General features: G+C 60.6%; 19 protein-coding genes and 1 pseudogene. 5 read left to right on the forward strand and 15 right to left on the reverse strand.

The features are described from left to right. Window positions 1-204 precede the first annotated feature (204 nt). The 3 genes and pseudogenes from AEQ67_RS12960 (at window position 205) to AEQ67_RS12965 (ending at window position 2,843) form a co-directional block, all read left to right on the forward strand. Window positions 205-1,179 (forward strand): aliphatic sulfonate ABC transporter substrate-binding protein, encoded by a 975-nt coding sequence (locus tag AEQ67_RS12960; protein ID WP_059404252.1) that lies wholly within the window; start codon window positions 205-207, stop codon window positions 1,177-1,179. A gap of 98 nt (window positions 1,180-1,277) precedes the next feature. Continuing rightward, window positions 1,278-1,550 (forward strand): annotated as a pseudogene (locus tag AEQ67_RS36705) (PAS domain-containing protein); the annotation flags it as partial. A gap of 246 nt (window positions 1,551-1,796) precedes the next feature. After that, complete coding sequence (locus AEQ67_RS12965; RefSeq protein WP_442965637.1) at window positions 1,797-2,843, forward strand: methyl-accepting chemotaxis protein; 1,047 nt, start codon at window positions 1,797-1,799, stop codon at window positions 2,841-2,843. A 376-nt stretch (window positions 2,844-3,219) separates the two neighbouring features. Here AEQ67_RS12965 and AEQ67_RS12970 read toward each other — a convergent pair whose 3' ends face one another. From AEQ67_RS12970 to AEQ67_RS13015, 10 genes are all read right to left on the reverse strand, one after another. Continuing rightward, the gene (locus AEQ67_RS12970; RefSeq protein WP_059404254.1) at window positions 3,220-4,245 is read right to left on the reverse strand and encodes an ABC transporter permease; all 1,026 of its coding nucleotides are present in this window, start codon (window positions 4,243-4,245) and stop codon (window positions 3,220-3,222) included. Between the two features lie 78 nt (window positions 4,246-4,323). Continuing rightward, entirely contained in the window at window positions 4,324-5,892 is a 1,569-nt protein-coding gene (locus AEQ67_RS12975) for a sugar ABC transporter ATP-binding protein (protein WP_059404255.1), read from the reverse strand. A gap of 70 nt (window positions 5,893-5,962) precedes the next feature. Further along, window positions 5,963-6,889: a sugar ABC transporter substrate-binding protein gene (locus tag AEQ67_RS12980; RefSeq protein ID WP_059404256.1), complete on the reverse strand. Its 927-nt coding sequence runs from the start codon at window positions 6,887-6,889 to the stop codon at window positions 5,963-5,965. A 147-nt stretch (window positions 6,890-7,036) separates the two neighbouring features. Next, window positions 7,037-8,089 (reverse strand): Gfo/Idh/MocA family protein, encoded by a 1,053-nt coding sequence (locus AEQ67_RS12985; RefSeq protein WP_059404257.1) that lies wholly within the window; start codon window positions 8,087-8,089, stop codon window positions 7,037-7,039. 146 nt (window positions 8,090-8,235) lie between these two features. Beyond that, window positions 8,236-9,246 (reverse strand): Gfo/Idh/MocA family protein, encoded by a 1,011-nt coding sequence (locus AEQ67_RS12990; RefSeq protein ID WP_059404258.1) that lies wholly within the window; start codon window positions 9,244-9,246, stop codon window positions 8,236-8,238. Window positions 9,247-9,288: 42 nt separating this feature from the next. After that, window positions 9,289-11,220 (reverse strand): 3D-(3,5/4)-trihydroxycyclohexane-1,2-dione acylhydrolase (decyclizing), encoded by a 1,932-nt coding sequence (iolD, locus tag AEQ67_RS12995; RefSeq protein WP_059404259.1) that lies wholly within the window; start codon window positions 11,218-11,220, stop codon window positions 9,289-9,291. 152 nt (window positions 11,221-11,372) lie between these two features. Further along, window positions 11,373-12,194 (reverse strand): TIM barrel protein, encoded by an 822-nt coding sequence (locus AEQ67_RS13000; protein ID WP_059404260.1) that lies wholly within the window; start codon window positions 12,192-12,194, stop codon window positions 11,373-11,375. 29 nt (window positions 12,195-12,223) lie between these two features. Further along, window positions 12,224-13,033 carry a 5-deoxy-glucuronate isomerase gene (gene iolB / locus AEQ67_RS13005; RefSeq protein ID WP_059404261.1) on the reverse strand — a complete coding sequence of 270 codons (810 nt, stop codon included), beginning with the start codon at window positions 13,031-13,033 and terminating at the stop codon, window positions 12,224-12,226. Next, a complete protein-coding gene (gene iolE, locus AEQ67_RS13010) occupies window positions 13,033-13,923 on the reverse strand; it encodes a myo-inosose-2 dehydratase (protein WP_059404262.1) in 891 nt (296 codons plus the stop codon). The genes iolB and iolE overlap by 1 nt, the downstream gene beginning before the upstream one ends. Before the next feature lie 167 nt (window positions 13,924-14,090). Then, window positions 14,091-16,028 (reverse strand): bifunctional 5-dehydro-2-deoxygluconokinase/5-dehydro-2-deoxyphosphogluconate aldolase, encoded by a 1,938-nt coding sequence (locus AEQ67_RS13015; RefSeq protein WP_059404263.1) that lies wholly within the window; start codon window positions 16,026-16,028, stop codon window positions 14,091-14,093. 311 nt (window positions 16,029-16,339) lie between these two features. Between AEQ67_RS13015 and AEQ67_RS13020 the strand changes: the two genes are divergently transcribed. Beyond that, the gene (locus tag AEQ67_RS13020; RefSeq protein WP_059404264.1) at window positions 16,340-17,260 is read left to right on the forward strand and encodes a MurR/RpiR family transcriptional regulator; all 921 of its coding nucleotides are present in this window, start codon (window positions 16,340-16,342) and stop codon (window positions 17,258-17,260) included. A gap of 2 nt (window positions 17,261-17,262) precedes the next feature. On the opposite strand, the gene AEQ67_RS13025 is transcribed toward AEQ67_RS13020, so the two are convergent. The 4 genes from AEQ67_RS13025 to AEQ67_RS13040 are packed head-to-tail and all read right to left on the reverse strand — an operon-like array spanning window position 17,263 to window position 20,826. Next, window positions 17,263-18,105 (reverse strand): sugar phosphate isomerase/epimerase family protein, encoded by an 843-nt coding sequence (locus tag AEQ67_RS13025; protein ID WP_059404265.1) that lies wholly within the window; start codon window positions 18,103-18,105, stop codon window positions 17,263-17,265. A gap of 1 nt (window position 18,106) precedes the next feature. Continuing rightward, on the reverse strand, window positions 18,107-19,348 hold the full coding sequence (locus AEQ67_RS13030) for an NAD(P)/FAD-dependent oxidoreductase (protein ID WP_059404266.1): 1,242 nt from the start codon (window positions 19,346-19,348) through the stop codon (window positions 18,107-18,109). An 18-nt stretch (window positions 19,349-19,366) separates the two neighbouring features. Beyond that, window positions 19,367-19,687 carry a MocE family 2Fe-2S type ferredoxin gene (locus AEQ67_RS13035; RefSeq protein WP_059404267.1) on the reverse strand — a complete coding sequence of 107 codons (321 nt, stop codon included), beginning with the start codon at window positions 19,685-19,687 and terminating at the stop codon, window positions 19,367-19,369. A gap of 38 nt (window positions 19,688-19,725) precedes the next feature. Beyond that, window positions 19,726-20,826 (reverse strand): fatty acid desaturase family protein, encoded by a 1,101-nt coding sequence (locus tag AEQ67_RS13040; RefSeq protein ID WP_059404268.1) that lies wholly within the window; start codon window positions 20,824-20,826, stop codon window positions 19,726-19,728. Between the two features lie 182 nt (window positions 20,827-21,008). Here AEQ67_RS13040 and AEQ67_RS13045 point away from each other — a divergent pair, with 182 nt between their 5' ends. Next, entirely contained in the window at window positions 21,009-22,058 is a 1,050-nt protein-coding gene (locus AEQ67_RS13045) for a LacI family DNA-binding transcriptional regulator (protein ID WP_059404269.1), read from the forward strand. On the opposite strand, the gene AEQ67_RS13050 is transcribed toward AEQ67_RS13045, so the two are convergent. After that, window positions 22,038-24,044, reverse strand: coding sequence for a sigma-54 interaction domain-containing protein (locus tag AEQ67_RS13050; protein WP_059404270.1), 2,007 nt, complete (start codon window positions 24,042-24,044; stop codon window positions 22,038-22,040). The two genes, AEQ67_RS13045 and AEQ67_RS13050, sit on opposite strands and share 21 nt — an antisense overlap. Window positions 24,045-24,215 lie beyond the last annotated feature (171 nt).

A 24,215-nucleotide genomic window follows, 5' to 3' on the forward strand; every position in this document is an offset into this window, starting at 1 on the left:
TTGGGTAAGTTCGCACCGAAGTGCAGGCCTTCAAAGTGCACCTCTTGAGCCAACAACAAAAGGAATAAATAATGATTTGTTTATTCCTCAATCGAATAACAAAAACTCTTAAGCTAATACCTAAATATTATTTATAAATTATTTTTTAGAACCATATGCTTCATGGCAGATAGCCCCTCTCTCTTGCTGACAGTCGAGCATGCCATGTCAAAATCCATTAGAAACGCTGCTGCCATACTCCATCGTCCTGTCATGGCCGGTTGGGTTGTTGCGCTGGCCCTGGCATTCGCACTGCCGGTTCAGGCCAACGAAACGCTGCGAATCGGCTACCAGAAGTCATCGACCCTCATCACCGTATTGAAAACCCAAGGCACGCTGGATAAAGCGCTCGCGCAGCAGCACATCGATGTCAGCTGGCATGAATTCCCCAGTGGCCTGCCGTTGCTGGAAGCGCTGAATGTCGGCAACGTCGATATCAGCGCTGACGTGGCGGATACCGTGCCGATTTTCGCCCAGGCCGCGCAGGCCAAACTGACGTACTTCGCGCAAGAAGCGCCCTCGCCTTCCGCCCAGGCGATCGTCGTGCGCCAGGACTCGCCCTTGCAGCAATTGTCGGATTTGAAAGGCAAGAAAGTCGCGGTCACCAAGGCGGCCGGCGCCCACTATTTGTTGATCGCAGCCCTGAAAAAAGCTGGGCTGGAGTTCTCGGACATCGAACCCGCGTACCTGTCCCCCGCCGATGGCCGCGCCGCCTTCGAGAACAACAAGGTCGATGCCTGGGTCACCTGGGAACCCTTCCTCACCAGCGCACAACGTCAACTGCCAACGCGCACCCTGGCCGACGGCGCAGGCCTGGCCAGTTACAAACGCTATTACCTGACCAGTACGAGCTACGCCAAGGCGCACCCTGAAGTGCTCAAGGTTGTTTACGAGCAACTGCACAAGACCGGTGAGTGGGTTAAAAACAACCCCCGCGAGGCGGCTCAAGTGCTCAGTCCGTTGTGGGGCAATCTGGATGTGGCAACGGTCGAGTCAGCCAACACTCATCGCAGTTACCAGGTACAGCCGGTGAAAGGCGATCAGTTGGGTGAGCAACAGAAAATCGCCGATGCGTTTTTTGCTGCAGGATTGTTGCCCAAGGCCGTGGATGCCAAAGACGTCGATATCTGGAAGCCATGAGGTCATTTCCGACCTGTGACGCGCTCTTTCAGACAGACGCGTTCACCTTTTGCTGAATGCTGCCGATGCCTCTAGCTTAGGGCATAGGAGCAATACAGATGAGAAACAACCAACCGGTTACGCAGCGCGAGGTTGCCCTTGGACCTCAACAGAAACTCATCTCGACAACGGATGCACGAGGAGTCATTACGTACTGTAATGATGCCTTCGTAGAAATCAGCGGTTTCATCAAGGGCGACCTGATCGGCGCCCCGCAAAACATCGTTCGGCACCCCGATGTGCCCTCCGCCATATTTGCCCACATGTGGGGCGCCCTCAAGCAGGGCAAGCCGTGGATGGGCATCGTCAAGAACCGTTCAAAAAATGGCGACCATTACTGGGTCAACGCCTATGTCACTCCGGTTTTCGAAGGCAGCCAGGTCGTCGGTTATGAATCGGTCAGGGTCAAACCGACGGCCGAACAGATCCGCCGTGCCGAAGCGCTGTACACACGGATAAGCCTCGGAAAGTCAGCGGTTCCCGGCAGCGATAAATGGCAGCCGGCGCTTCTCGACTGGCTGCCGTTCCTGGCGATGGGCGTCGTAGGCACGTTAGGTGGCGTTTTTCTCAGTACGCCTGTGGCGTTCGCCGTGACGGTCGGGGTATCGGTGCCGATCGGTCTGGTTGCCGGGCGCTGGCAAAAACGCGGGACGCTGCACCTGCTGGAGTCGGCTGAACCGTCGACCTCCGACTCACTGATCGCACAAATGTACAGCGACGAACGCGGCCCTCAAGCTCGTCTTGAAACGGCCTTTGTGAGCCAGGCATCGCGCCTCAAGACTTGCCTCACTCGGCTACAGGACACGGCTGAGCAACTCACTGGCCTGGCCGGGCAATCTGACGTTCTCGCCAGCAAGAGTTCGCACGGGCTGGATCGCCAGCGAATCGAGACCGAGCAAGTGTCGACTGCTGTCAATCAGATGGCAGCGACGACACAAGAGGTCGCCAGCCACGTCCAACGCACCGCCGACGCGACCCAGGAAGCCAATGTGCTGACGGGACGTGGACGCGATGTCGCTCGGGATACCCGGGAAGCCATCCAGCGCCTCTCGGCAGTGGTCGGGGAAACCGGGCTGACGGTTGCACAACTGGCCAAGGACAGCAATGAAATCGGCACGGTGGTCGACGTCATCAAAGGCATCGCCGATCAAACCAACTTGCTGGCGCTGAACGCCGCCATCGAAGCCGCCCGCGCTGGCGACATGGGTCGAGGTTTCGCGGTGGTTGCGGATGAAGTGCGTCAGTTGGCGCAGCGCACTACTCAGTCCACCGCCCAGATACATAGCCTGATATCCAAGCTGCAGATCTCGTCCAACAACGCCGTGAAGACCATGGAAAATGGGCATCGTCAGGCCGAAGAAGGAGTGGCCTGGGTGCTTGAGGCAGACAAGGCGTTGGTGGGCATCAGTGAAGCCGTGGCGAACATTACGGACATGACCACCCAGATTGCTGCTGCGACTGAAGAGCAGACGGCCGTGGCCGAAGAAATCAGCCGCAACATCACCACCATCGCGACCCTGGCAGATCAGACGTCCGAACAAGCCAGGCATTCGGCCGAGTTGAGCAAGGAGCTGACGCAGACTGCCAAGACCCAGTATTCGCTGGTCGAACGCTTTAACCGATAACGGATCACGCACCCTACGCGATCCCTGTAGCAGCTGCCGAAGGCTGCGTCCGGCTCTGTAGCAGCTGTCGAGCTTGCGAGGCTGCGTTCCGCTCTGTAGCAGCTGTCGAGCTTGCGAGGCTGCGTTCCGCTCTGTAGCAGCTGTCGAGCTTGCGAGGCTGCGTTCCGCTCTGTAGCAGCTGTCGAGCTTGCGAGGCTGCGTTCGGCTGCGCAGCAGTCGTGAAATCAGGCGATGCGGTGTTTCAGACAGAGCGCGCGCTCAGGGTTTACGACTGCTGCGCAGCCGAACGCAGCCTTCGGCAGCTGCTACAGGGGTTGAGTTGTGTCAGGTAGTGCGAAGCGAGAGCCAGGACGGCTCTCGCTGTTGCCGATCACTGTCAGCGCTTGAGTTTGCGCTTGTTGCGGTATTGGTCGATGACCACTGCCACCACAATGATCAGCCCCTTGATGATGTCCTGGATGTAGGCATCGACTCCGACGAAGGTGAAGCCGCTGGCCATGACCCCGAGGATCAGCGCGCCGATCACCGTGCCAGTGATGCGCCCTACTCCGCCCGCCAGGCTGGTGCCGCCGATCACCGCTGCGGCAATCGCGTCCAGCTCGTAAGACATGCCCATCCCTGCCTGCCCCGTCGCGGCGCGGGCCGAAGCCACCACGCCAGCCAAGCCTGCGAGCAACCCGGCGATGCTGTAGACGATCACCAAATGCCGTTTGACGTTGATCCCCGACGTGCGCGCCGCCTGCATGTTGCCGCCGATGGCGTAGGTGTATTTACCGTACTTGGTGTAGCGCAGTGCGATGTGGAAAATGACCGCCACCACCAGGAAGATGATCACCGGCATCGCGCCGTGACCGATGGCGGTGTACGAATCGGAGAGCATGCTCACCGGTTGGCCTTCGGTGTAATACCGCGCCAGGCCACGGGCCGACACCATCATTCCGAGGGTGGCAATGAAGGGTGGGATGCCGGTGATCGCGATGATGCTGCCGTTGATCGCCCCCGCCAGCAGCCCGACCCCCAGCCCGACGATCACCGGTATCCACACCGGCAAGTCAGTCAGTGAGGGGAACACCGCGCGGGTAAAGTCCGAGGTCTGCGCCAGGCTCGCGGCGATCATCGCCGACAGCGCCAGCACCGAACCGGACGACAAGTCGATGCCGGTGGTGATGATCACTTGGGTCACGCCGATGGCCAGCAGGCCGATGATCGACACTTGCAGGATCATCAGCACCAGACGCTGGGAGTTCATCAGGAAGCTCTGGTCACGCACGATCCAGCCGAACACTTCGAAAACCAGGCCGATGCCGATCAGCACCAGGAAAATACTCAATTCCGTGGGGAAGCGCCGGCGCGACTTGGCCGGAGTTACCGCGGGTTTGTTTTCCAGTATCGCGTTGTTCATAGCCACTCATCCTTCTATAGCGTTGCCGGCGACCCGTACGCGGGTCGCCAACAGAAACCGTTTAAATGCATTGAACCGTCAATGAACCACGGACATTCCGGAAGCCAGCTGCATGACCCGTTCCTGAGTCGCCTCGCTGCGGTCGAGGGTGCCCATCAGGTCGCCCTCGTGCATGACCATCACGCGGTCGCTCATGCCGAGCACTTCCGGCAGCTCCGAGGAAATCATGATCACCGCCATGCCTTCGCTGGCGAGGTAGGAGATGAGACGATAGATCTCGGCCTTGGCGCCGACATCAATGCCACGGGTCGGCTCGTCGAGAATCAGAATTCGCGGGTTGGTCATCAGCCAGCGCGCGAGCAAGGCTTTCTGCTGGTTGCCGCCGGACAAGGTGTCGATGCACTGCTCCAGCGAAGGGGTTTTCACTCGCAGCTTTTTGCACATGTCTTCGCACAACACCCGCAGGGCTTTCTGCTGGATGAAGCCGTGACCGGCGTAATGCGGCAGCACCGCCATCTCCATGTTTTCCAGGACCGACAGGCACGGGAACAGGCCGCTGAGCTTGCGGTCCTCGGTCAGCAGCGCGAAGCCCTTCTCGATCGCCATGTGCGGATCGGTGATGCGCACCACCTGCCCGTCGAGGCGAATCTCGCCACCGTCGCTGGGGGTGATGCCGAAAATCGCTTCGGCCACGTTGGTCCGCCCGGAGCCCATCAATCCGGCGATGCCGAGGATCTCGCCGGCATGCAGATCGAAGGAAACCCCTTTGAAAATACCGTCGAGCTTGAGGTCGCGCACCGACAGCAACAGATCACCGATCGGCTTCTCGCGTACCGGGAACAACTGGCTCAATTCACGACCGACCATCATCGAAATCAGGCTGTCGCCGTCCATGCTGTCGGCCCGTTGCAGGCCGATGTAGGCGCCGTCACGGAACACCGCGACTTCATCGGCGATGGCGAACACTTCATTCATTTTGTGGGTGATGTAGATGATGCCTTTGCCTTGGCTCTTGAGGTCGGCAATGATCGAAAACAGGTGGGCGACTTCCTTGTCGGTGATGGCCGAGGTCGGTTCGTCCATGATCAGGATGTCGGAGTCGTAGGACACGGCCTTGGCGATCTCGACCATCTGCCGTTCGGCGATGCTCAGGTTGCCGACCTGCTCCTCGGGGTCGAGATTGATCCGCAAACGCTCCAGCAGTTTCGCGGTGCAGCGGTGCATTTCGCCGTGGTCGATCATGTGGAAACCGTTGAGCTGCTCGCGGCCGATCCAGATGTTCTCGGCGATGCTCATGTGCGGCATCAGGTTGAGTTCCTGGTGGATCATCGCGATCCCGGACTGAAGCGCCGCCAGCGGCGTTTCGAACACCACTTTTTTGCCCCGCAGGCGCAATTCGCCGGCGTCCGGCTGGTAGATGCCGGCGATGATTTTCATCAGGGTCGATTTGCCGGCGCCGTTCTCGCCCATCAAGGCCAGCACGGAACCGGGGCGCACCCGCAGTTGCACATCGGACAAGGCCACCACACCGGGAAAACCCTTGCTGACGTTGATGATCTCCAGCAGGTACGGCTCATCGACAGGTGTTGCGGTTGGCTGGATACCCACCAACGGGGTGGTGCTCGAAGCAGTCGCTGAAGCGAACATGATCAGGTACTCCATCAGCAAGGTCGCGGTGGCAACCTTGCGTGCTTATTGTTGTTATTGAACGGAAGGACTATTTGAACGTGTCGACGTTTTGCGGGGTGATCAAGCGGTAGGGCACCCATACGGCCTGTTCAACCGGCTCGTTTTTGGCCATCTTCACGGCGGTGTCGATCGAACCGTCGGCCTGACCCTTGGCGTCCTGGGACACCGAGACCGTCATGTTGCCTTTCTTGATCGCGTTCAAGCCGTCCGGCGTACCGTCGACACCGGCGATCCACACACTGCCCTTGTCGACGCCGGCCTGACTCAGGGCCATCGCAGCACCGATGGCCATTTCGTCGTTGTTGGCCACCACGGCCTCGAACTTGCGGCCCTTGGTCCGCCAGTCGTTGACCAGGGTCATGCCTTTATCGCGCAGCCAGATGCCGGTCTGCTCTTGCTCGACCTTGATGTTCGGGTATTTCGCCAGCACCTCTTTTACGCCTTTGGTGCGGTTGGTGGTGGAGTTGTTCGCCAGGTCGCCCAACAGGATCACGATGTCACCCTTGCCGCCCATTTTGTCGGCCAGGTATTGCATCTGCATTTCACCAGCCTCCAGGTCGTTGGACGCCACCGTGACCACGCCCTTGGGCAACTTCAGGTCATCCGGGCGACGGTTGACGTAGACCAGCGGAATGCCGGCCTTGACGGCGGCTTCAGTGATTTTCTTGGTGGCGGCGGTATCCACCGGGTTGACTACAATGGCATCGACTTTCTGGCTGATGAAGCTTTCGACCTGGCTCAACTGCTTGACCACATCGCTGCGTGCATCTTCGAATTGCAGCTGGACGCCATCGGGGTAAGACTTGGCTTTCTTGTCCATGGATTCGCGCAGGTAGGTCAGCCAGGTGTCATCGAATTGGGACATGCTCACGCCAATCTTCATATCGGCCAGTGCAGCGCCGCTGGCGAACATCAGGGACAGGGCAAGTGCGGTGAAACGGATCGGGGTCTTCATGAAAAGTCTTTCTCCACATTCTTGTTGGTTTTATGGATATGGCGTGACGATTTCAGTAAGCGGGAAACGAGTGAAACGTGGCGCGAGGCAGGTCGCTGGAAATGACTCTATTGGAATATAATTTCTATATCAACCAGTTTTAGAATTTTATTCTGATTTTATTCCACGATGATCGAACCTCCCCAACTCCACCACTTGATGGCGCTCGGCGCTCAATCGTGCAGCGTCCAGAACGCGGGTGGTCGCCAGTGCATCACGGGCTTCCACCGGCAGTGGGCCACCGCTTTGTAACGCGGTTTGCAGCTGTATATAGAACTGATTCCAGCAGCCACGCTCGGAGGGTACGCGTTCACGTTCGTCGCCCTGTTCAAACCAGCCCCAGCGTCGATGCTCTTCGACACCCCAGCGCTCGCCTTCGGATTTTGGCGAGAGCCCGGCCAGCGCCGAGGCCTCCTGCCCGTCCAGCCCATCGACGCTGTAGCAACCTTGGGTGCCCGTGACCCGAAAGCGCGGTCCGGGGGTGTTTTGCAGGCAGCTGCCGCCCAGGTGCGAGGTGACGCCATTGGCATGGGTCAGTGACATAAAGAAGCTGTTGTCGAATGGCTGGCCTTTTTCCAGGTATTCAAGTTCGGCATACACCCGGGTGACCGGGCCGAACAGCAACAATGCCTGATCCACCAAGTGGCTGCCCAAATCGCGCAGGAAACCACCACCGCTGCCGTTGTTCACCGCTTGCGGCGAGTAGCGTTCGATCCGCGATTCGAAACGAGTGACCTGCCCCAACGCACCGGACTCGATGAGTTTGCGCACGGTGAGAAAGTCCGAATCCCAGCGCCGGTTCTGGTAGACGCTGAGCCGCACGCCCTGACGCTCGGCCATGGTGATCAGGGTGTGTGCCTGCTGCGCATCGGCGGCGAACGGTTTGTCGCTGACCACCGCCACCCCATGCTCGATGCCATCGAGCACCAACGCCGGGCGGCCCTTGAGCGGCGTCGACACCACCAACACATCGACCCCGGCTTCCACCAGTTGGCCGATGCTGTCGAAGGCCGGCACGCCGGGATGCTCGGCGGCCAGCAACTGTCGGCGCTCCGCTGAACGGGTGACCACGCCAACAAACGTGGCACCCGGCAGGCTGCTGAGCAGCGGAGCATGGAAAAACCGGCCGCCATGGCCGTAACCGACAAGTCCGATACGCATGTGTGCATTCCTTCTTATTGTTATGTAAACCGCTGGCTTGGCTCTGTAGGAGCGAGGCTTGCCCGCGAAGGCGGTGTGTCAGGCGACATTAATGTTGATTGTGCCGCCGTCTTCGCGGGCAAGCCTCGCTCCTACAGGGGGCGGAGTTAAATGTAAAAATTGGGGCGCTCTGGCAGGCCGACTTTGACGATCTGGCCGCTATTCTGGGCTTCTATGCACGCGTCGGCTGCGACAGCGGCGGCGAAGCCGTCCCATGCCGATGGGCCGCCCACTTGACCAGCGCGCACGCCATCGATAAATGCCTGCAACTCCACGTCATACGCGGCGATAAACCGATCCTTCCAGTCCATCAGAATCGCATTCGACAGCTTCGCGCCGCTGCGCAATTGCACCTGTTGCGGCTCCGGCAGTTTGGCGATGCCGGTCTCCCCCACCACTTCGCACTGGATGTCATAACCGTACTGGCAGTTGACGAACACTTCGACGTCGATGCGCGTGCCCTTGGCGGTTTCCAGCAGGACGATTTGCGGGTCTTTCAGGTGCGCGAGGGCCTTGCTGGATTTACGCGGGAACACCACTTGCACCGAGACGTAGTCGTCGTCGAGCAACCAGCGCAGCACATCCAGTTCATGGATCAGCGTGTCCGTGATCGCCATGTCGGTCTTGTAGTTTTCGCCCACGCTCGGGTTGCGGTGCGCGCAGTGCAGCATCAACGGTTCACCGATCTGGCCGCTGTCGATCACCGCTTTGAGCGCGCGATAACCTTCATCGTAGGGGCGCATGAAACCGACCTGCACCAGGCGCTTGCCGTGGGCCACTTCGGCCTCGACGATCTTGCGGCAGCCGGCGGCGGTGACGGCCAGGGGCTTCTCGCAGAACACCGGTTTGCCCGCAGCAATCGCCGCCAGCACGAACTCTTCGTGGCTCGGGCCCCAGGAGGTGACGAGGATCGCTTCAACCTCCGGCGCCTTGATCAGCGCGTGGCCGTCTGGATAGACCTCGGCGGTCAGTTTCAGCTCGGAAACGACGTTCGCGGCCTGCTGCAAGTTGATGTCGGTGACGGCGACGACCTGGCTGTTGAGCAAGGTTTGGCTGCAACGACGGATATGATCGCGGCCGATGGCCCCGGTGCCGATAACGCCAAGCTTCAATGACATAGAGATTCTCCTGCTAAAAAGGGTGGTTGGTTTCAGGGGCAATCAGTACTGACGGGCCTTGGCCAGTCGTTCGTTCAGGGTCTTGGCCACCGCATCGGTGCGGGCGCTTTTGGAAACCTGCGCCCCGCCGACCCGCCACCACGACAGGTAGCCGTGAATCATGGTCTTGGGCAGCACCTTGATATCGATCAGCGTCGACACCGTCTGCAAGCGCGCATCGGCCAGCGCCGCGTGCAGCTCTTCAACAGTGTTCACCTTGTATGTCTTGCAGCCGTAGGCCGCCGCGCTCATGGCGAAATCCACCGGCACAAAACCGCCATCGAGCTTGCCGGTTTCAGGGTTGCGGAAGCGGAACTCGGTGCCGAAGCTGTCCATGCCATTGCCCATCTGCAAGTTGTTGATGCAGCCGAAGGTCATGTTGTCTAGCAGCACCACGTTGATCTTGCGTCGCTCCTGAATCGAGGTCGCCAGCTCCGAGTGCAGCATCATGTATGAGCCATCGCCCACCAGTGCATAGACCTCGCGCTCCGGTTCGGCGAGCTTCACACCCAACGCCGCGTTGACTTCGTAACCCATGCAGGAATAACCGTACTCGACGTGGTAGGTGTTCACGCCCTTGCTGCGCCAGCTGCGCTGCAAGTCGCCGGGTAAACTGCCAGCGGCAGCGACGATCACCGCGTCGTCGGCCAGGGTTTGGTTAAGCACCCCGAGCACGCGGCTCTGGGTCAGGCAGGAACCGGTCAGCTCGATGAATTCGCGCAGGACGGCCGGGTCCAGGTGGTCGTTGATTTCCGGGGCGAAATCCTTGGTCTGGTATTCGATCTGATAGAGGCGGTCGACTTCCTCATCCAGTTGCGCCTTGGCCTGACGCGGTTGATCGCCCCAGCTCGAGCGGTAATCGCCCAGGGCTTCGGTCAGTGCCTGTAAGCCGGTTTTGGCGTCGGCCAACAGTTGCACTCCGTCGAGCTTCAACGCATCGCACGGGCTGATATTGAGGTTGAGAAACTGCACGTCCGGGTGCTGGAACAATGACTTCGACGCGGTGGTGAAGTCGCTGTAGCGGGTGCCGATACCGATGATCAGGTCAGCGTCCTTGGCCAACAGGTTCGCGGCCAGGCAACCGGTTTCGCCAATGCCGCCAACGTTCAGCGGATGGCTGGACACCACCGCGCTCTTGCCAGCCTGGGTTTCGGCGAAAGGAATCTCGAAGCGTTCGGCAAACGCCTGCAACGCCGCGTTGGCCCCGGAGTAACGCACCCCGCCGCCGCAAATGATCAGCGGCTTGCGCTTGCCTTTGAACAGCGCCAGCGCATCGCCGAGCATCGCTTCGGTGGCCGGACGCCGCTCGATGCGGTGCACGCGTTTTTGCAGGAAATAATCCGGATAGTCGTAGGCCTCGGCTTGCACGTCTTGTGGCAAAGCCAGGGTCACCGCGCCGGTTTCGGCGGGGTCGGTGAGCACACGCATGGCGTGGATCGCCGCGCTCATCAGTTGCTCGGGACGGTTGATGCGGTCCCAATATTTACTGACGGCTTTGAAGGCATCGTTGGTGCTGATGCTCAGGTCATGGAACTGTTCGATCTGTTGCAGCACCGGGTCCGGTTGGCGACAGGCGTAGACATCGCCGGGTAGCAGCAGCAAGGGGATGCGGTTGGCGGTCGCGGTGGCGGCAGCGGTCAACATATTCGCGGCGCCAGGGCCCACCGATGACGTGCAGGCGTAGATCTTGCGCCGCAGGTGTTGCTTGGCGAAACCGATGGCGGCGTGGGCCATGCCTTGTTCGTTACGGCCCTGATGCACGATCAGGTCGCCGCTGTCTTGCTCCAATGCCTGGCCCAGGCCGAGCACGTTGCCGTGGCCGAAGATGGTGAAGACCCCGGCGACGAATTTGCTCTGGACCCCATCGACCTCGATGTACTGGTTATCGAGGAATTTCACCAGGGCCTGGGCCATGGTCAGTCTTGTAGTGGTCATGCTTGCACCTTCCTTTGAAGCTAAATCCGGTGTGTGCCTTGAAATGCGATCACTGTGGGAGCGGGCTTGCCCGCGATAGCGATCTACCTGACACATTGATATTGAATGTGCCGACGTCATCGCGGGCAAGCCCGCTCCCACAGGGTCTTCCGTTAGCCTTGAGAATTTTGTAGGTGGTCCATGCTTGCACCGATCGCCTGTTCGATGTCTGCCAGCCCATGGACGCTATCGGCGAATGGTTCGAACGACAGGTATCCGCTGTAACCGGTGCTGAGCAAGGTGTTGATCTGCTCTGCGTTGCCGAGGATGTCGCCCTCGCCCACCAGCACCCGATGGCCATCGCGGATGCTCGCCAGCGGAGCCTCGGCATCCTCGACGCCGGAGATGTGCACCAGCCCGGTCAGCTCGGGAAAGAACTCCTGCTCGCCGGCCAGGTGATGGTGAAAGGTGTCGTGGACCAGCCGGAACACATCCAGCCCGCCAATGGCCTTGATCGCATCCACGGCCGTGCGCTTGCGACGCAGCGAGCATTCTTCAAAACCCAGCGGCTCGATGAAACCGAGCAGGCCGTGATCGCGCAGGATCGGCGCCAGCTCGGTCAACGCGGTACGTAAACCCGAAGCGCGTCCGGCTTCGTTGCGCGAATCGGCGCGATCATTCAGCGGGCACATGACCAGCCCCTGGGCGCCGCAATCACGGGCATACGCGGCAAGCTTCAAGGCCTGGGCACGGCGCTGGTCATTCCACACATCGAACGGGTACAGCGCGTTGATCGACAGCACGCTGATGCCTTTGGCCGCGCACAATTCACGCACGCGTTCAGGCGCGGTGCCGTCTTCGATCTCGACACCTTTAAGGTCGTTGCGGATCTCGATGGCGTCGGCCTTGAGGGTCACCGCCAGCTCAATGAATGCCGGCAGGGACAAACGGGGGGCGACCATACGGTTCAGGGCGAAACGCAGGGGCTTGCTCATTGTTCTTGTTCTCCGTGCAAGGGTTGGAATCAGAGGTCCATTAGCCAGCTGTGCTGCGGGTCGTTATGAAACTGCCAGACGCGTTTCGGGCCGGCCATTACGTTCAGGTAATAGGACTCGTAACCGTAGGGCACGCTGACCGGGTGATAGCCTTTGGGCACGACGACAAGGTCGCTGTTTTCCACGGCCATGGCCTGATCAATGCTGCGGTCGTCGGTGTAGACCCGCTGGAACACGAAGCCCTGGGGCGGGTTGATCTGGTGGTAATAGGTTTCTTCAAGAAAGCTCTGGTGCGGCAGATCGTCGGTGTCGTGCTTGTGCGGCGGGTAGCTTGAGGAGTGCCCCGACGGCGTGCGCACTTCCACCACCAACAGCGAATGAGCAGGCTCTGTGTCCGGCAGGATGTCGCAGACATAACGCGTATTGGCGCCCTTGCCGCGCACGCTGCGCTTCATGGTTTCGGGTGTGATCAGGCGTGGACCGAGGCCATTGCTGGTCGAACCGGGCGCGGCACACACGGCGATTTGCACATCGCTGAGCGCGACCACTTGCGCCTGACTGCCGGGCGGCAAGTACGCGGCGAAGGGTGATTTGTCTTCGAACACCGACAGACGATCACCAATGTTGTCCCAGTCGAACGCGCCCTGCCCCGGTGCTTCGCCCTTGAGGCTGATGCGTCCGCTGAGCAGCACCAGGCACAACTCTTTATCACCCGCCGCAACCGGCAAGGTTTCGCCGAGGCTCAAGCGGTAGGCAGCGAAACCGACGTACTCCAGCTCACCGTTGCCCAACTCGACCATGGTCCGGCCTCGGGCATTGCTTTTGACCAGCAAGCTCATCATGCAATCCTCTCGTCGAGCAGCGTACGCAAAGTGTCGAAGCCTTTCTTGGCGTAGACATAACTCGGTGCGACCGCCGGATCCTGTTCGGCTTCGACCACCAGCCAGCCGTGGTAGTCGTTGGCCAGCAAAACGTCGAGCAGTGCGGCGAAATCGATGTCGCCATCCCCCGGCACGGTGAAGGTGCCATTGATGATGCAGTCCGGGAAACTCCACAGGTTGTTGCGCGCCAGTTGCACCACCGGTTTGCGCACGTCCTTGAAATGCACGTGGCAGATGCGTTCGATGTGTTTGCGCAGGACGTGCAACGGTTCGCCGCCGCCCATGTAGCAATGGCCCGAATCGAACAGCAGGCCGACTTCGCTGCCGGTCAGGGCCATCAACTTGTCGATGTCCGTCGGGGATTCGACGTAGGCGCCCATGTGGTGGTGATAGGCCAGGCGCACGCCCTGGGACAGGGTGAACCGCGCCAGCTCGGTGAGCTTGTCGGCGTATTCCTGCCACGCGTGTTCGGTGTGGAAACGCGGGCGCTCGACCAGGGGAATGCGCTGACCTTGAATCGAGTCAGCGACTTCGCCGTAGACCAGCACCTTGGCGCCGTTCTTCGCCAGCAGTTCGACATGGCTGCCGATGGCGTCGATTTCCTCGGCCACCGAACGGCGGGCCAGTCGGCTGGAGTACCAGCCGGAGACCAGCGCCAGATCGTAAGGCCGCAGCACGTCAGCGACGCCTTTGGCATCCTTGGGGAATTTGCCGTTGAGTTCGAAACCTTCGTAGCCGATTTCCTTGCCTTCGCCGAGCGCGGTGCTCAGCGGCGTCTCGCCACCGAGGGACGGCAGGTCGTCGTTGCTCCAGGAGATCGGGTTGATGCCAATTCGGATAGCGGGCATGGCTGCACCTTTTTTTGTTTTTTCATAACCATTAAGAGCGACACAAAACCCTGTGGGAGCGGGCTTGCCCGCGATAGCGATCCAACAGTTACATAAATGTTGAATGTGCCACCGTCATCGCGGGCAAGCCCGCTCCCACAGGTCCAGTGTTCACAAATAGAAAGTGTTCAACTCCGGGCCGTGCGCCAGGCATCGATCAGTTCGACGAACGTGCCCTGCACCTGGCGGATCAGCGTTTCATCGTCGATTTCACCGGCCAACCACGCGCGACTCGGCTCCTGGAAAATCGTCCGGCCCACGGCAAACCCACGACAGGTCCGGCTCTGGCTGGCCTGCTGAAACCCTTCGGCCAGTGCCGCTGCGGGTGCATTCAGCCCCAGCAACACCACGCCTCGGCAGTACGGATCGCGTTCCTGAATCAGTTCATCAAGTTGCTTCCACTCCTCGGCGCTCTGCGCTTCGATCTTCCACCACGCCGGGTAGATGCCCAGGTTGTAGAGGCGTTTCAGCGCCCGATACAACACATCGGGATGCGTCGACGGATGATCCTTGGGCGGAATGATTTCCAGCAGCAGTTCATGGCCGCTGACCTGCGATGCCTCATACAGTCCCTTGATCTGCGCTTCCTGCTCCAGACGCAGCAGCGGCTCGTCGTCGGGGTGGAATTGCACGAGGCACTTGATGATTTGTTCTTGCGGCCAGGCAATCAGGTTGCTGCCGATGGAGCGACCATGTTCGAAAGCCAATGGCCGCGAGCCCTGCACCTCGACCGGCCGCGCCACCCACCAGCCACGACCGGTAGCCGCGTTCAGCGAGTCCTGGCCGAAGCGTTGATCAGCCAGCAGCCCGACATCGGCGTCGATGCCTTGCTCACGCAAATCCGCTTCAACCCGTTCCACGGCCTGGATAAACAGTTGCTTGAGTTCGCCGATCGCGCTCAGGTCGCGACCGCCCTTGTGCGCCAGTTCCACCAGTTGCCCGCGATGGTCGAAGGCAAAGATGAACAGCTGCTTCCACTGTTTGCGCGGCACGCTGACCTGATGCAGCCGCTGCAACACCGCGTCCTGGTCCGGCCGGGTAATCGGCACCGGGCTGTTGAACAGGTAATCGAGTTCGGCGCGGGTCGGCATGGCCGGGGCGCAGGCATGGCGCGACACCACCAGACCGCCACACGCATTGGCCAACTGGCAGCAGCGCTGGTCGCTGGCGTCCTCCAGCCAACCGGCGAGGAAGCCCGACATGAAGGCATCACCGGCGCCCAAAACGTTGAGCACTTCGACCCGCACGCCAGGGTAAATCTCACCGTCTTCGAGACGTGCCGGGATCACCCCATGAATCACCGTGCAACCCTGCGGGCCGAGCTTGACCACCAGGGTCGCGGCGCTCAGACGCCGGACATTGCGCAGCGCCGTGAGCAAGTCCTCGGAGCCACCGGCAATCAGGAATTCTTCTTCGGTGCCGACGATCAGGTCGAAACGCGGGAGGATTTTCTGTACGTGCTGGCTGACGTTCTGGTCGGCAACGAAGCGGGTTTCACCATCGGCCTTACCGGCCAGGCCCCACAGCACCGGACGGTAATCGATGTCCAGCACGCGTTTGACGTTGTGCTTCTCGGCATAGTCCAGCGCCTGGATGCTCGCCTTGTAGACGCCGTCGGTGGAGAAATGGGTGCCGGTGATCAGCAAGGCCTTGCTGGAGGCGATGAAGGCCTCGCTGATGTCTTCGGCCCGCAGCGCCATGTCGGCGCAGTTTTCACGGTAGAAAACCAGAGGAAAGGTTTCGCGGTCCTTGAGGCCCAGCAGCACCATGGCCGTCAGGCGTTCCGGATCGACCTTGATCCCGCTGACGTCGCAGCCTTCGCGGGTCAGGGATTCGACCAGGAAGCGACCCATGTGGTCGTCCCCTACCCGGCTCAGCATCGCCGACTTGAGGCCCAGCCGGGCCGTGCCGAAAGCAATGTTGGCGGACGAGCCGCCGAGGTACTTGGCGAAGCTGCTGACATCCTCCAGCCGCGCACCGACTTGCTGCGCGTAGAGGTCGACGCCAAGGCGCCCGAGGCAGATCAAATCCAATTGACGCCCACTGGCAAAACGAGTCTGGCCCATGCTGGCTCCTGTTATTTTTATCAGCCTGCGTTCGAGGCGATGACCGCGTCGAACACTCTTGGTGGATGCAGACTAAAACGACCGGGACCGAACAATCAATAATTATTCTAAATATTTTTTACGTGGAATATTTTTTCCAATAAACTTCAGTACGGGCGTTCCAGAGGCAGTGCATCGTTTCAGCACCGCTCACACTGACGGCAAGCTCAAGATTTTATTCCGACCTACCCTGTAGACTGCGCACAGCCAACCTATTGTCAGGGGACGACGGCATCTGTCCTCCCTATAAGAACAAGCCAGAAGGATTCCTTATGACCCGCACCGATCAGCCGGCGACGACCGAGAGCACGCCCGAGAGCGACCTCGCCAGCCCACCGATCAATGCCGAGCGATTGCTGCAGCTGATCACCGACGAATACGAAAGCCTGCCGCGCCAGCTCAAACGCATCGCCAGCTACATGAGCCAGCAAAGCGACCGGATCATGGTCGACCGCATCAGCGACATCGCCCGCGAGTGCGAAGTGCACCCGTCGGCCATCGTGCGGTTTTCCCAGCGTTTCGGCTTCAGCGGTTTCAGCGAAATGCAGGCGCTGTTTCGCGAGGCCTATACGCACAAAACCACACCGGTGCAGAACTACCAGCAGCGCATCCGCAGCATGATCGCCAACAAGTCGCAGAAGGCCAGCGGCGGCGACCTGGCGCGCGAGTGCATCGACGCGACCCTGTCAGGCATCGAACGGCTGGGGCTGGAACTCGATGATCAGGCCTTCGACAAGGCGGTGGACCTGGTGGTGAATGCCGACAACATCTACGTGGTCGGCGTGCGTCGCTCGTTCGCCGTGGCCGATTACCTGGTCTACAACCTGCAACACACCAACAAGCGCATCCATTTGGTTTCAGGCCTCGGTGGCAGTTACCGCGAGCAGATGCGCAGCGTGCGCGCCAATGACCTGGTGATCGCCATCAGCTTCACGCCCTACGGCAAGGAAACCCAGCACTGCCTGCGCATCGCCCAACACCATCAGGCGAAAACCCTGATCATCACCGACAGCAACCTCTCGCCGCTGGCCAAACGCGCGAACACGGTGCTGCTGGTCAATGAAGGCTCGTCGTTTGCGTTTCGCTCGTTGAGTGCGACCTTGTGCCTGTGCCAGGCGCTGTTTATCGCCGTGGCTTATCGCCTGGAGCTGAAGATGGATGAGATTCACGAGCAGGTCGGGTTCGAGGACTGACATCACTTTTTTGACGGCACCTGGCAGTCAGTCCAAACCCCACGCATCAGCGCCTTCAACATCAACGCCTCCTCCCAGCGATCCGTGATGTCACGCCCATCAGCCCCCGTGATCGCATAAGGCGGTGGGCCGAGTTCGCAGGTGAAGGACAGGCTGGCAGGTGTGTTCGGGCGGCCCAGCCAATCCTCGATCCCGTAGCGCCACCAGCCGAGGAAACGGTCCAGCCAGGGTCGATGCTGGGCGAAACTGAAGGACACCTGGACCTGTTCGCCATTGCTGACCCGACCGTGGAAACCCCAACTGTGGCGCAGGATGCGGTGGATCTGTTCGTCGTCTTCGGCAGTCGCCGCTTCCGGCAATTCGCGACCCACGACATAGTGCGACAGGTCCGCCAACAGTTTCAGGTCGGGCATTTCCGCGAGTAGGTCGAGGGTGAACAACAGGTCATTGGTGAGGCGATAACGGTGGGTTTCCACCAGGATCGGAAAGTCCACCTGCTCGGCCAGACGCTGCCAGCCTTCGATCAGTTTGATCGCCTGCGCCAGCGTGCGTGGGCGGACGTCGGCCTGTAGCGTGAGGTGATGACAGCCGTAGCGCGAAACGACGTCGAGCGCGGCCGCCAGGTCATCCACGGTTTGGGGGAACAACTGACCTTCGATTTGCAGGCCCTGCGCCTTGGCGGCGGCGCTCAGGCGTGCAGCCTGTGGCGCGCGCCAGTAATGGTCGGTGATGCCGTCGAAACCGGCGGCGGCGATCTTCTCCAATTGCGCCTCAATGGAAAGCTCGCAATGGCCACGGTGGTCTTGCATGGCCCACAAGGACTGAAACACCAGAAATTCGCGCATGTCAGTTCCTCAGCAGTTGTTTGAGCGAGACATCGGCATCGGCTAAAGCGTCCGTCGAAAGCGGGTTCCGATTGGCGATCAGCCGTTCGCACAGCTTGATGTCCTTGGCGATGCTATTGCCCTGGCCCCAGCCGCACGCCCCCAGCAGACGTTGTTCGGCATCGAGGTAGAACAACAGGAAACCGCCACCCGGGGTGGTCCGGCTCGCCGTCGGTTGGGTGTTGGCGATGACGCCTACAGTCTGCAATCCCCAGTCGTATTGATCGGACCAAAAACCGGGAATAACCTCGTAAGGTAGCTCGCCGCCCATCAGGTTCAAGGCGGCATGACGGCCTTGGGTTTCGGCGTTGCGCCAGGTTTCCGGACGCTGGAAAACCCCTTGGGGGTGCAGACAAAATTCACAAACGTCGCCCGCCGCAAAGATGTCCGGTGCACTGGTACGCAACTGCGCATCGACGCGAATGCCCTGACCGACCTCAAGCCCGGCCGCCACGGCCAACTCGGTACTGGGTTGCATGCCGATGCCCACCAGGATCAGATCGCAGGGCAACAACTGGCCGTCGACCAGTTGGACCGCCTCGGCGCGGGTGGCGCCCTGCACCGTTTCGATGACCACGTTGAGTCGGACATCCACACCCTGACGGCGATGCAGTTCCAGCAAGACACTGGACAATCGCTCCGGCAGGACGCGACCCGCCAGACGCGGTCCGGCTTCGAGCAAGGTCACCGCGCACCCCATCGCTCGGGCAGTCGCGGCCACTTCCAGACCGATAAAACCGCCGCCGATGATCACCAGTCGAGTACCGGGTTGCAGCGATTCTCGCAGCGCCAACGCCTCATCATGGGTGCGCAGATAGAGCACGTTGGGCAGATGCTCGGGCACCGAGGGCAACGACCGCGCCCGGCCCCCGGTCGCGAGCAACAGACGGGCGTACTGCAACCAACTGCCGTCGGCCAACTGCACTCGATGCTGCTGCGGATCGAGGTTTTTCACCGGGTTGCCGGCCAAGTGTTCAATGTCCAGTTCGGCGAGCCGGGCGCTGTCGCACACGCTGCAACCCGCCAGCTCAACCGTGCCCTGCAACAGCCCTTTGGATAGCGGCGGACGTTCGTAAGGCGGATGGGATTCATCGCCGATCAGGATCAGGCGACCGCGATAACCTTCAGCACGCAAGGTCAGCGCGGCGCGGCCACCGGCATGCCCGGCGCCAACGATGACCAGTGGAGCATTGGCAGGATTCATGGCACAGACTCCGCGCAGTTAAACGCTAATGGCGAGCAGGACACGCCCCGCCTCGACCCGGACCGGATAGGTCTTGAGGTTGACGCACACCGGCGCGCCCAGGGCTTTGCCGGAGCGATAGTCAAACCGCCCGTTGTGCTTGGGGCACTCGATGACATGGTCCATCACCAGGCCATCGGCGAGGTGGATGGACTCGTGGGTGCACAGGCCCGCCGTGGCGAAGAACTCGTCGTCGGCAGAACGGTAGACGGCATAGGTGTGCGGGCCGTGGTCGAAACGAATGACATCCTCTTCATTTATTTCGCCCACGGCGCAGACGTCGATCCATTGATCGGTCATGGCGTTTTCTCTCTTGTAAGGGTTAAAACGGGACGCTATCAGGCGGGCTCTGCCTGAGCGGCGACGGCGGGTTCTGCGCGTTGTGGCAAAGGGCGACGGATGAAATATGTCGGGTCCTTGCGCTGCTTCCAGATGGTCGGAAGGATTTCCTTGAAGGCCTCGAACAGGCCGCTGTACGGCGGCGGGCAGTCGTGGCGGATCTCTTCGTGAAGCTGCGCCAACGCGTGGAACGGCACCATCGGATACATGTGATGTTCGAGGTGATAGTTCATGTCGAGGTACATAAAGCGCAGCACCCGGTTCATGTAAATGGTGCGGCAGTTGCTGCGGTGATCGAGCACGTCCTCGGCCAGGCCGACATGCTGGGTCAGGCCGAACAGGTAGGACAGCCAGCCGCCGTACAGCGTCGGCAAACCGATAAACATCAGCGGCAGCCAGCTCTGCAAATACAGTGCAGCCGCGATGGTCAGCCCATAAATCACCAGCCAGATGCGCGCAGCGGTAAAGATCTTCGGCCACTCGGATTCGGGGATGAAGGTCTGCTCTTCTTCGGCCATCCGCCCGGTCGCATGCCGGCAGACTGACCACATCGTCTTGATCGCGTAAGGCATCCGAACCAGACTCAGCAGCATGTTGATCAGGCTGGGCGGACGCGGCTCGACGATCTCCGGATCGCGGCCGACGATGATGGTGTCGGTGTGGTGCCGGGCATGGCTCCAGCGCCAGACATGCGGTTCGAACATGAACATGAAGCTCGATAGCTGGTAGACGACGTCGTTCATCCAGCGGGTTTTGAACGCCGTGCCGTGACCGGTTTCATGCCAACGGGCATTCGACGCAGTGCCATAGAGCAGCCCGTAGACGAAGAAGAACGGAACGCAGGCCCAGGAGCCCCAGAACCAGTAGCCACCGAACCCGGTGACGACCATCGAGAGCAGCCAGATGGCGGTATCGCGCAAGGCCGGGCCGTCGCGGCGTTGCATCAATTCCTTCATGCGCTTGCGGGAAATCGGCGATTGATACCAACTGGCCGATACCAGGCCTTTTTGCGCCGCTTTGGCGGCTTCGGGACCGATCAATCGATAATCCCTAGGCATGGGTTTATCGGGGTGTTCATAGGCTGCGTTTTGTTCAGGCATTTTATTGTTCTCCGCAAGCTTGATGGGTTGGGCACTTGCTTCGATGCGGGATCACATCGTTGGAGAAACGATAGAGAGCGCACTGATTACCCTCAAGCCCTTGAATACATTCCCTATCAAGCTATCATCCAGGCCCATTGAAGCTTGATAGTTTTCTATCAAAGCGCTTGCCGGGGCCCGCCATGACCACCACTAAACGCCCAACCATCGCCACCGTTGCCGAACACGCAGGCTTGAGTGTCGCTACCGTGGATCGGGTACTCAACGCCAGGGCGCCGGTCAATCCGGACACTGCCGAGCAAGTGTTCCAGGCCGCCGAAGCCGTCGGTTATTTCGCCGCACGACTGATCGGCCAACGGATCCGCGAACGGCGTCCCGGCTACCGTTTCGGCATCCTCTTGCTCGGCACCGCCCAGGCGTTTTACAGCAACGTGGCCGCCGCCATCACGCAAGCCGCACAGCGCCAAACCGGCGCCAACTTGAGCCTCCAATTCGAGTACGTTTTCGATCGCACACCCAGCGCGATCATTGCCCAGATCGAACAACTGGCGGTGCAGTGCGATGGCTTGGCAGTGGTCAGCTTTGCGCATCCATTGATCAATGCCGCCATCGTTCAGATCAGAGAGGCCGGTGTGCCGGTGGTTGCGCTGCTGTCCGATATCCACGAGGCGGCAGATGAGCCTTATGTCGGCCAGGATAATCACCAGCTCGGACGGACCATGGGTTGGCTGATGGCTCACACCTGTGGCGCCCGCAAAGGCAGTGTCGGGGTGTTGCTCGGTGGGCACCGTTTCCTCGGCCATCAGGCGCGGGTCGAGGGCTTGCGCAGTTACCTGACGGAGCACGCACCGGGGTTGCGGCTACTGGAAGCAGTGATCAACCTGGACAATAACGACATCACCGAAGAGGCCACGCTGGACCTGCTGGCGCGGCATGCCGACTTGCGCGGTGTGTGCGTGGTTGGCGGTGGTGGCGACGGCGTGATCAGTGCCCTGTCGCAGCTGCCGAAGCGGCCGTCGCTGTGCTGCATTCTGCAGGAGTCGACCGAGCTGTCGCGCCAGGCCCTGGCGCAGGGACTGATCAGCCTGGTCATCGATTCCCAGCCACGATTGCTGGCGGCGGCGCTGGTCGACTTGATGATCGAATTGCAGACCGCGCCGGACTTCGATCCGCTCCGGCATCGCATCCATATTCCGTTGCAGATCGTCACCTCAGAGAACGCCCGCCCCTGAACGAAATGCATCGGCACTCAGCCCGAACCGGTTCATCTTGTTGTACAGCCCGCCACGGGAAACATTCAGCTGTTTGGCGGCCAGGCGGATGTTGCCACCGGTGTCCTTGAGGGCGGCGATGATCGCGTTCATTTCATGGGCACCGAGGTCCAGGGCTGCCCTGGGTTCAGGCAACATTCCAGGCGCCGCGGGCTGCTGCCTTTGCCTGATTTCATGCGGCAGATCATTGGGCTGGAGCAGTTCGGTCACCGCCAGATTGGTCGCGCGCTCAATGATATTTTCCAACTCGCGAACATTGCCCGGCCAGTGGTAGGCGCAAAGAATATCCAGCGTCTGCGGTGAGATGCCCTGCACCGATTTGCGCAGCGAGCGAGCGCAACGGCCGAGAAAATGTTGCGCCAGCAACGGCACATCTTCGCGGCGCATCCGCAGCGGTGGCACGGTCAAATTCAGTACGTTGAGCCGGTAGTAAAGATCCTCGCGGAAAGCGCCATCGGCCACTGCCTGGCTCAAGTTGCGGTGAGTGGCGGCGATGATACGCACGTTGACCTGCCGGGATTTTTTCGCACCGACCGGCGTCACTTCGCCTTCTTGCAAGACGCGCAGCAGGCTGACTTGGGCATCGAACGACATGTCGCCAATTTCGTCGAGGAAGATCGTACCGCCATCGGCCAATTCGAACTTCCCGGCCGAGCCGCCACGGGCCGAACCGGTGAAGGCGCCCTCGACATGCCCGAACAGTTCGCTTTGCACCAGATCACGCGGAATCGCTCCGCAATTGACCGCCACAAACGGACCGCTGCAACGGTCGCTGGCGTTGTGGATCGCCTGGGCAAACAGCTCTTTGCCGGTGCCGCTTTCACCGAGGATCAAGGTGGTGGAGTCACTGCGACTGGCGATGCGTCCCAGGTGTAAAGCGTCCTGAATCGCACGGGAACTGCCCTGAATGGTGTCGAAGGTGTAGCTGGCCTGAGTGCCGATGATCCGCCGGGTAATTTCGCGGATGCGTCGGTTCTCGCGCAACGAAACAATCCGCCCGCCTTGCTCCAGTGAGCACACGGACACCAGGCACGCCAAATGACTGCGATCGTGCAGCTCAAACGTGCAATCCAGATCCCGCAACCCTTCCCCGTCGCGCAGCAGGATCTCGCTGGTCAGCTCACTCTGGCCCAGACGCTGGAACGGACTGCCGAGCAGGTCGCGACCGACGCGAAACAGTTGCCGGGCGTAACGGTTGAGCGCCTTGATGCAGCCGCGCTCATCCAGCACCACCAGCCCTTCGTTGAGCACTTCGAGGACGGTTTGTTGCTCTTCCAGCAAGGCCTGAAGCGCCATTTGCCGCGAGACCGCTTCGGCGGCTGCCTGGACGGTGCCCAGCGTATGGAAATGAAACCAGCCCGGCTCGGCGGTCAGGGTCAGCATGGCCAGTGTCCGACCCTGGGCATCGCGGATAGGCGCGGCGGCACAATGCATGCGCCGGCGTCGCAGGCCGAGGCCGAAATTTTCCTCGGCCAGCACATAGACCAAGCGGTCTTCGGCCAGCGCCAGCCCCGTGCAATTGGTGCCCTGCACCGACTCCAGCAAGCGGCTGCCGATCGGCGTGGGGTCCAGGCCGCAGAAATACAGCGTCGTGCCCTCGGCATCCGTCAAGTTGATATGCCCCCTGGGGTTGTACGCCAGCAATCCGCGCATGACCTCGGCGGCAGCTGCAATCAATACGCGATTGGCCGCCAGCGTTGCAGCCAGGTCGGCCTGAGTGACAAAACGGTATGCGCCATCGTCCGGGTCGAGGCCGGCACTGAGGCTGCGTCGCCACGAATCCCAAATCACCTGCCTGACCCCGACGGGTCGCTCAACCTGCCCGTCCAGGCACGCCAGCCAGGCCTGCTCCAGCTCAGGAATCGGTCCTTCGCTCAACGATGCCGGACCGAGCGCGGTGATGTAGTCGAGGTCTTGTTCGCTGACGGCCAGGGGCTGGGGGATCACCTGCTTCTCCTATGTTCATATTTTTGACATGTCAGTATAGACATGTCATCCGAATGAACACTTATTTCATTGATACTTAAATAAACCTTTAAATATCAACCACTTGATATTTGGCACAGCCCTTGCTCTCTCCCTTGTACCAGCGAGGACATTCCTGCTGAACAACAATAA

The sequence above is a fragment of the Pseudomonas sp. RIT-PI-q genome (assembly GCF_001297125.1).
In the GTDB taxonomy this organism is placed as follows: domain Bacteria; phylum Pseudomonadota; class Gammaproteobacteria; order Pseudomonadales; family Pseudomonadaceae; genus Aquipseudomonas.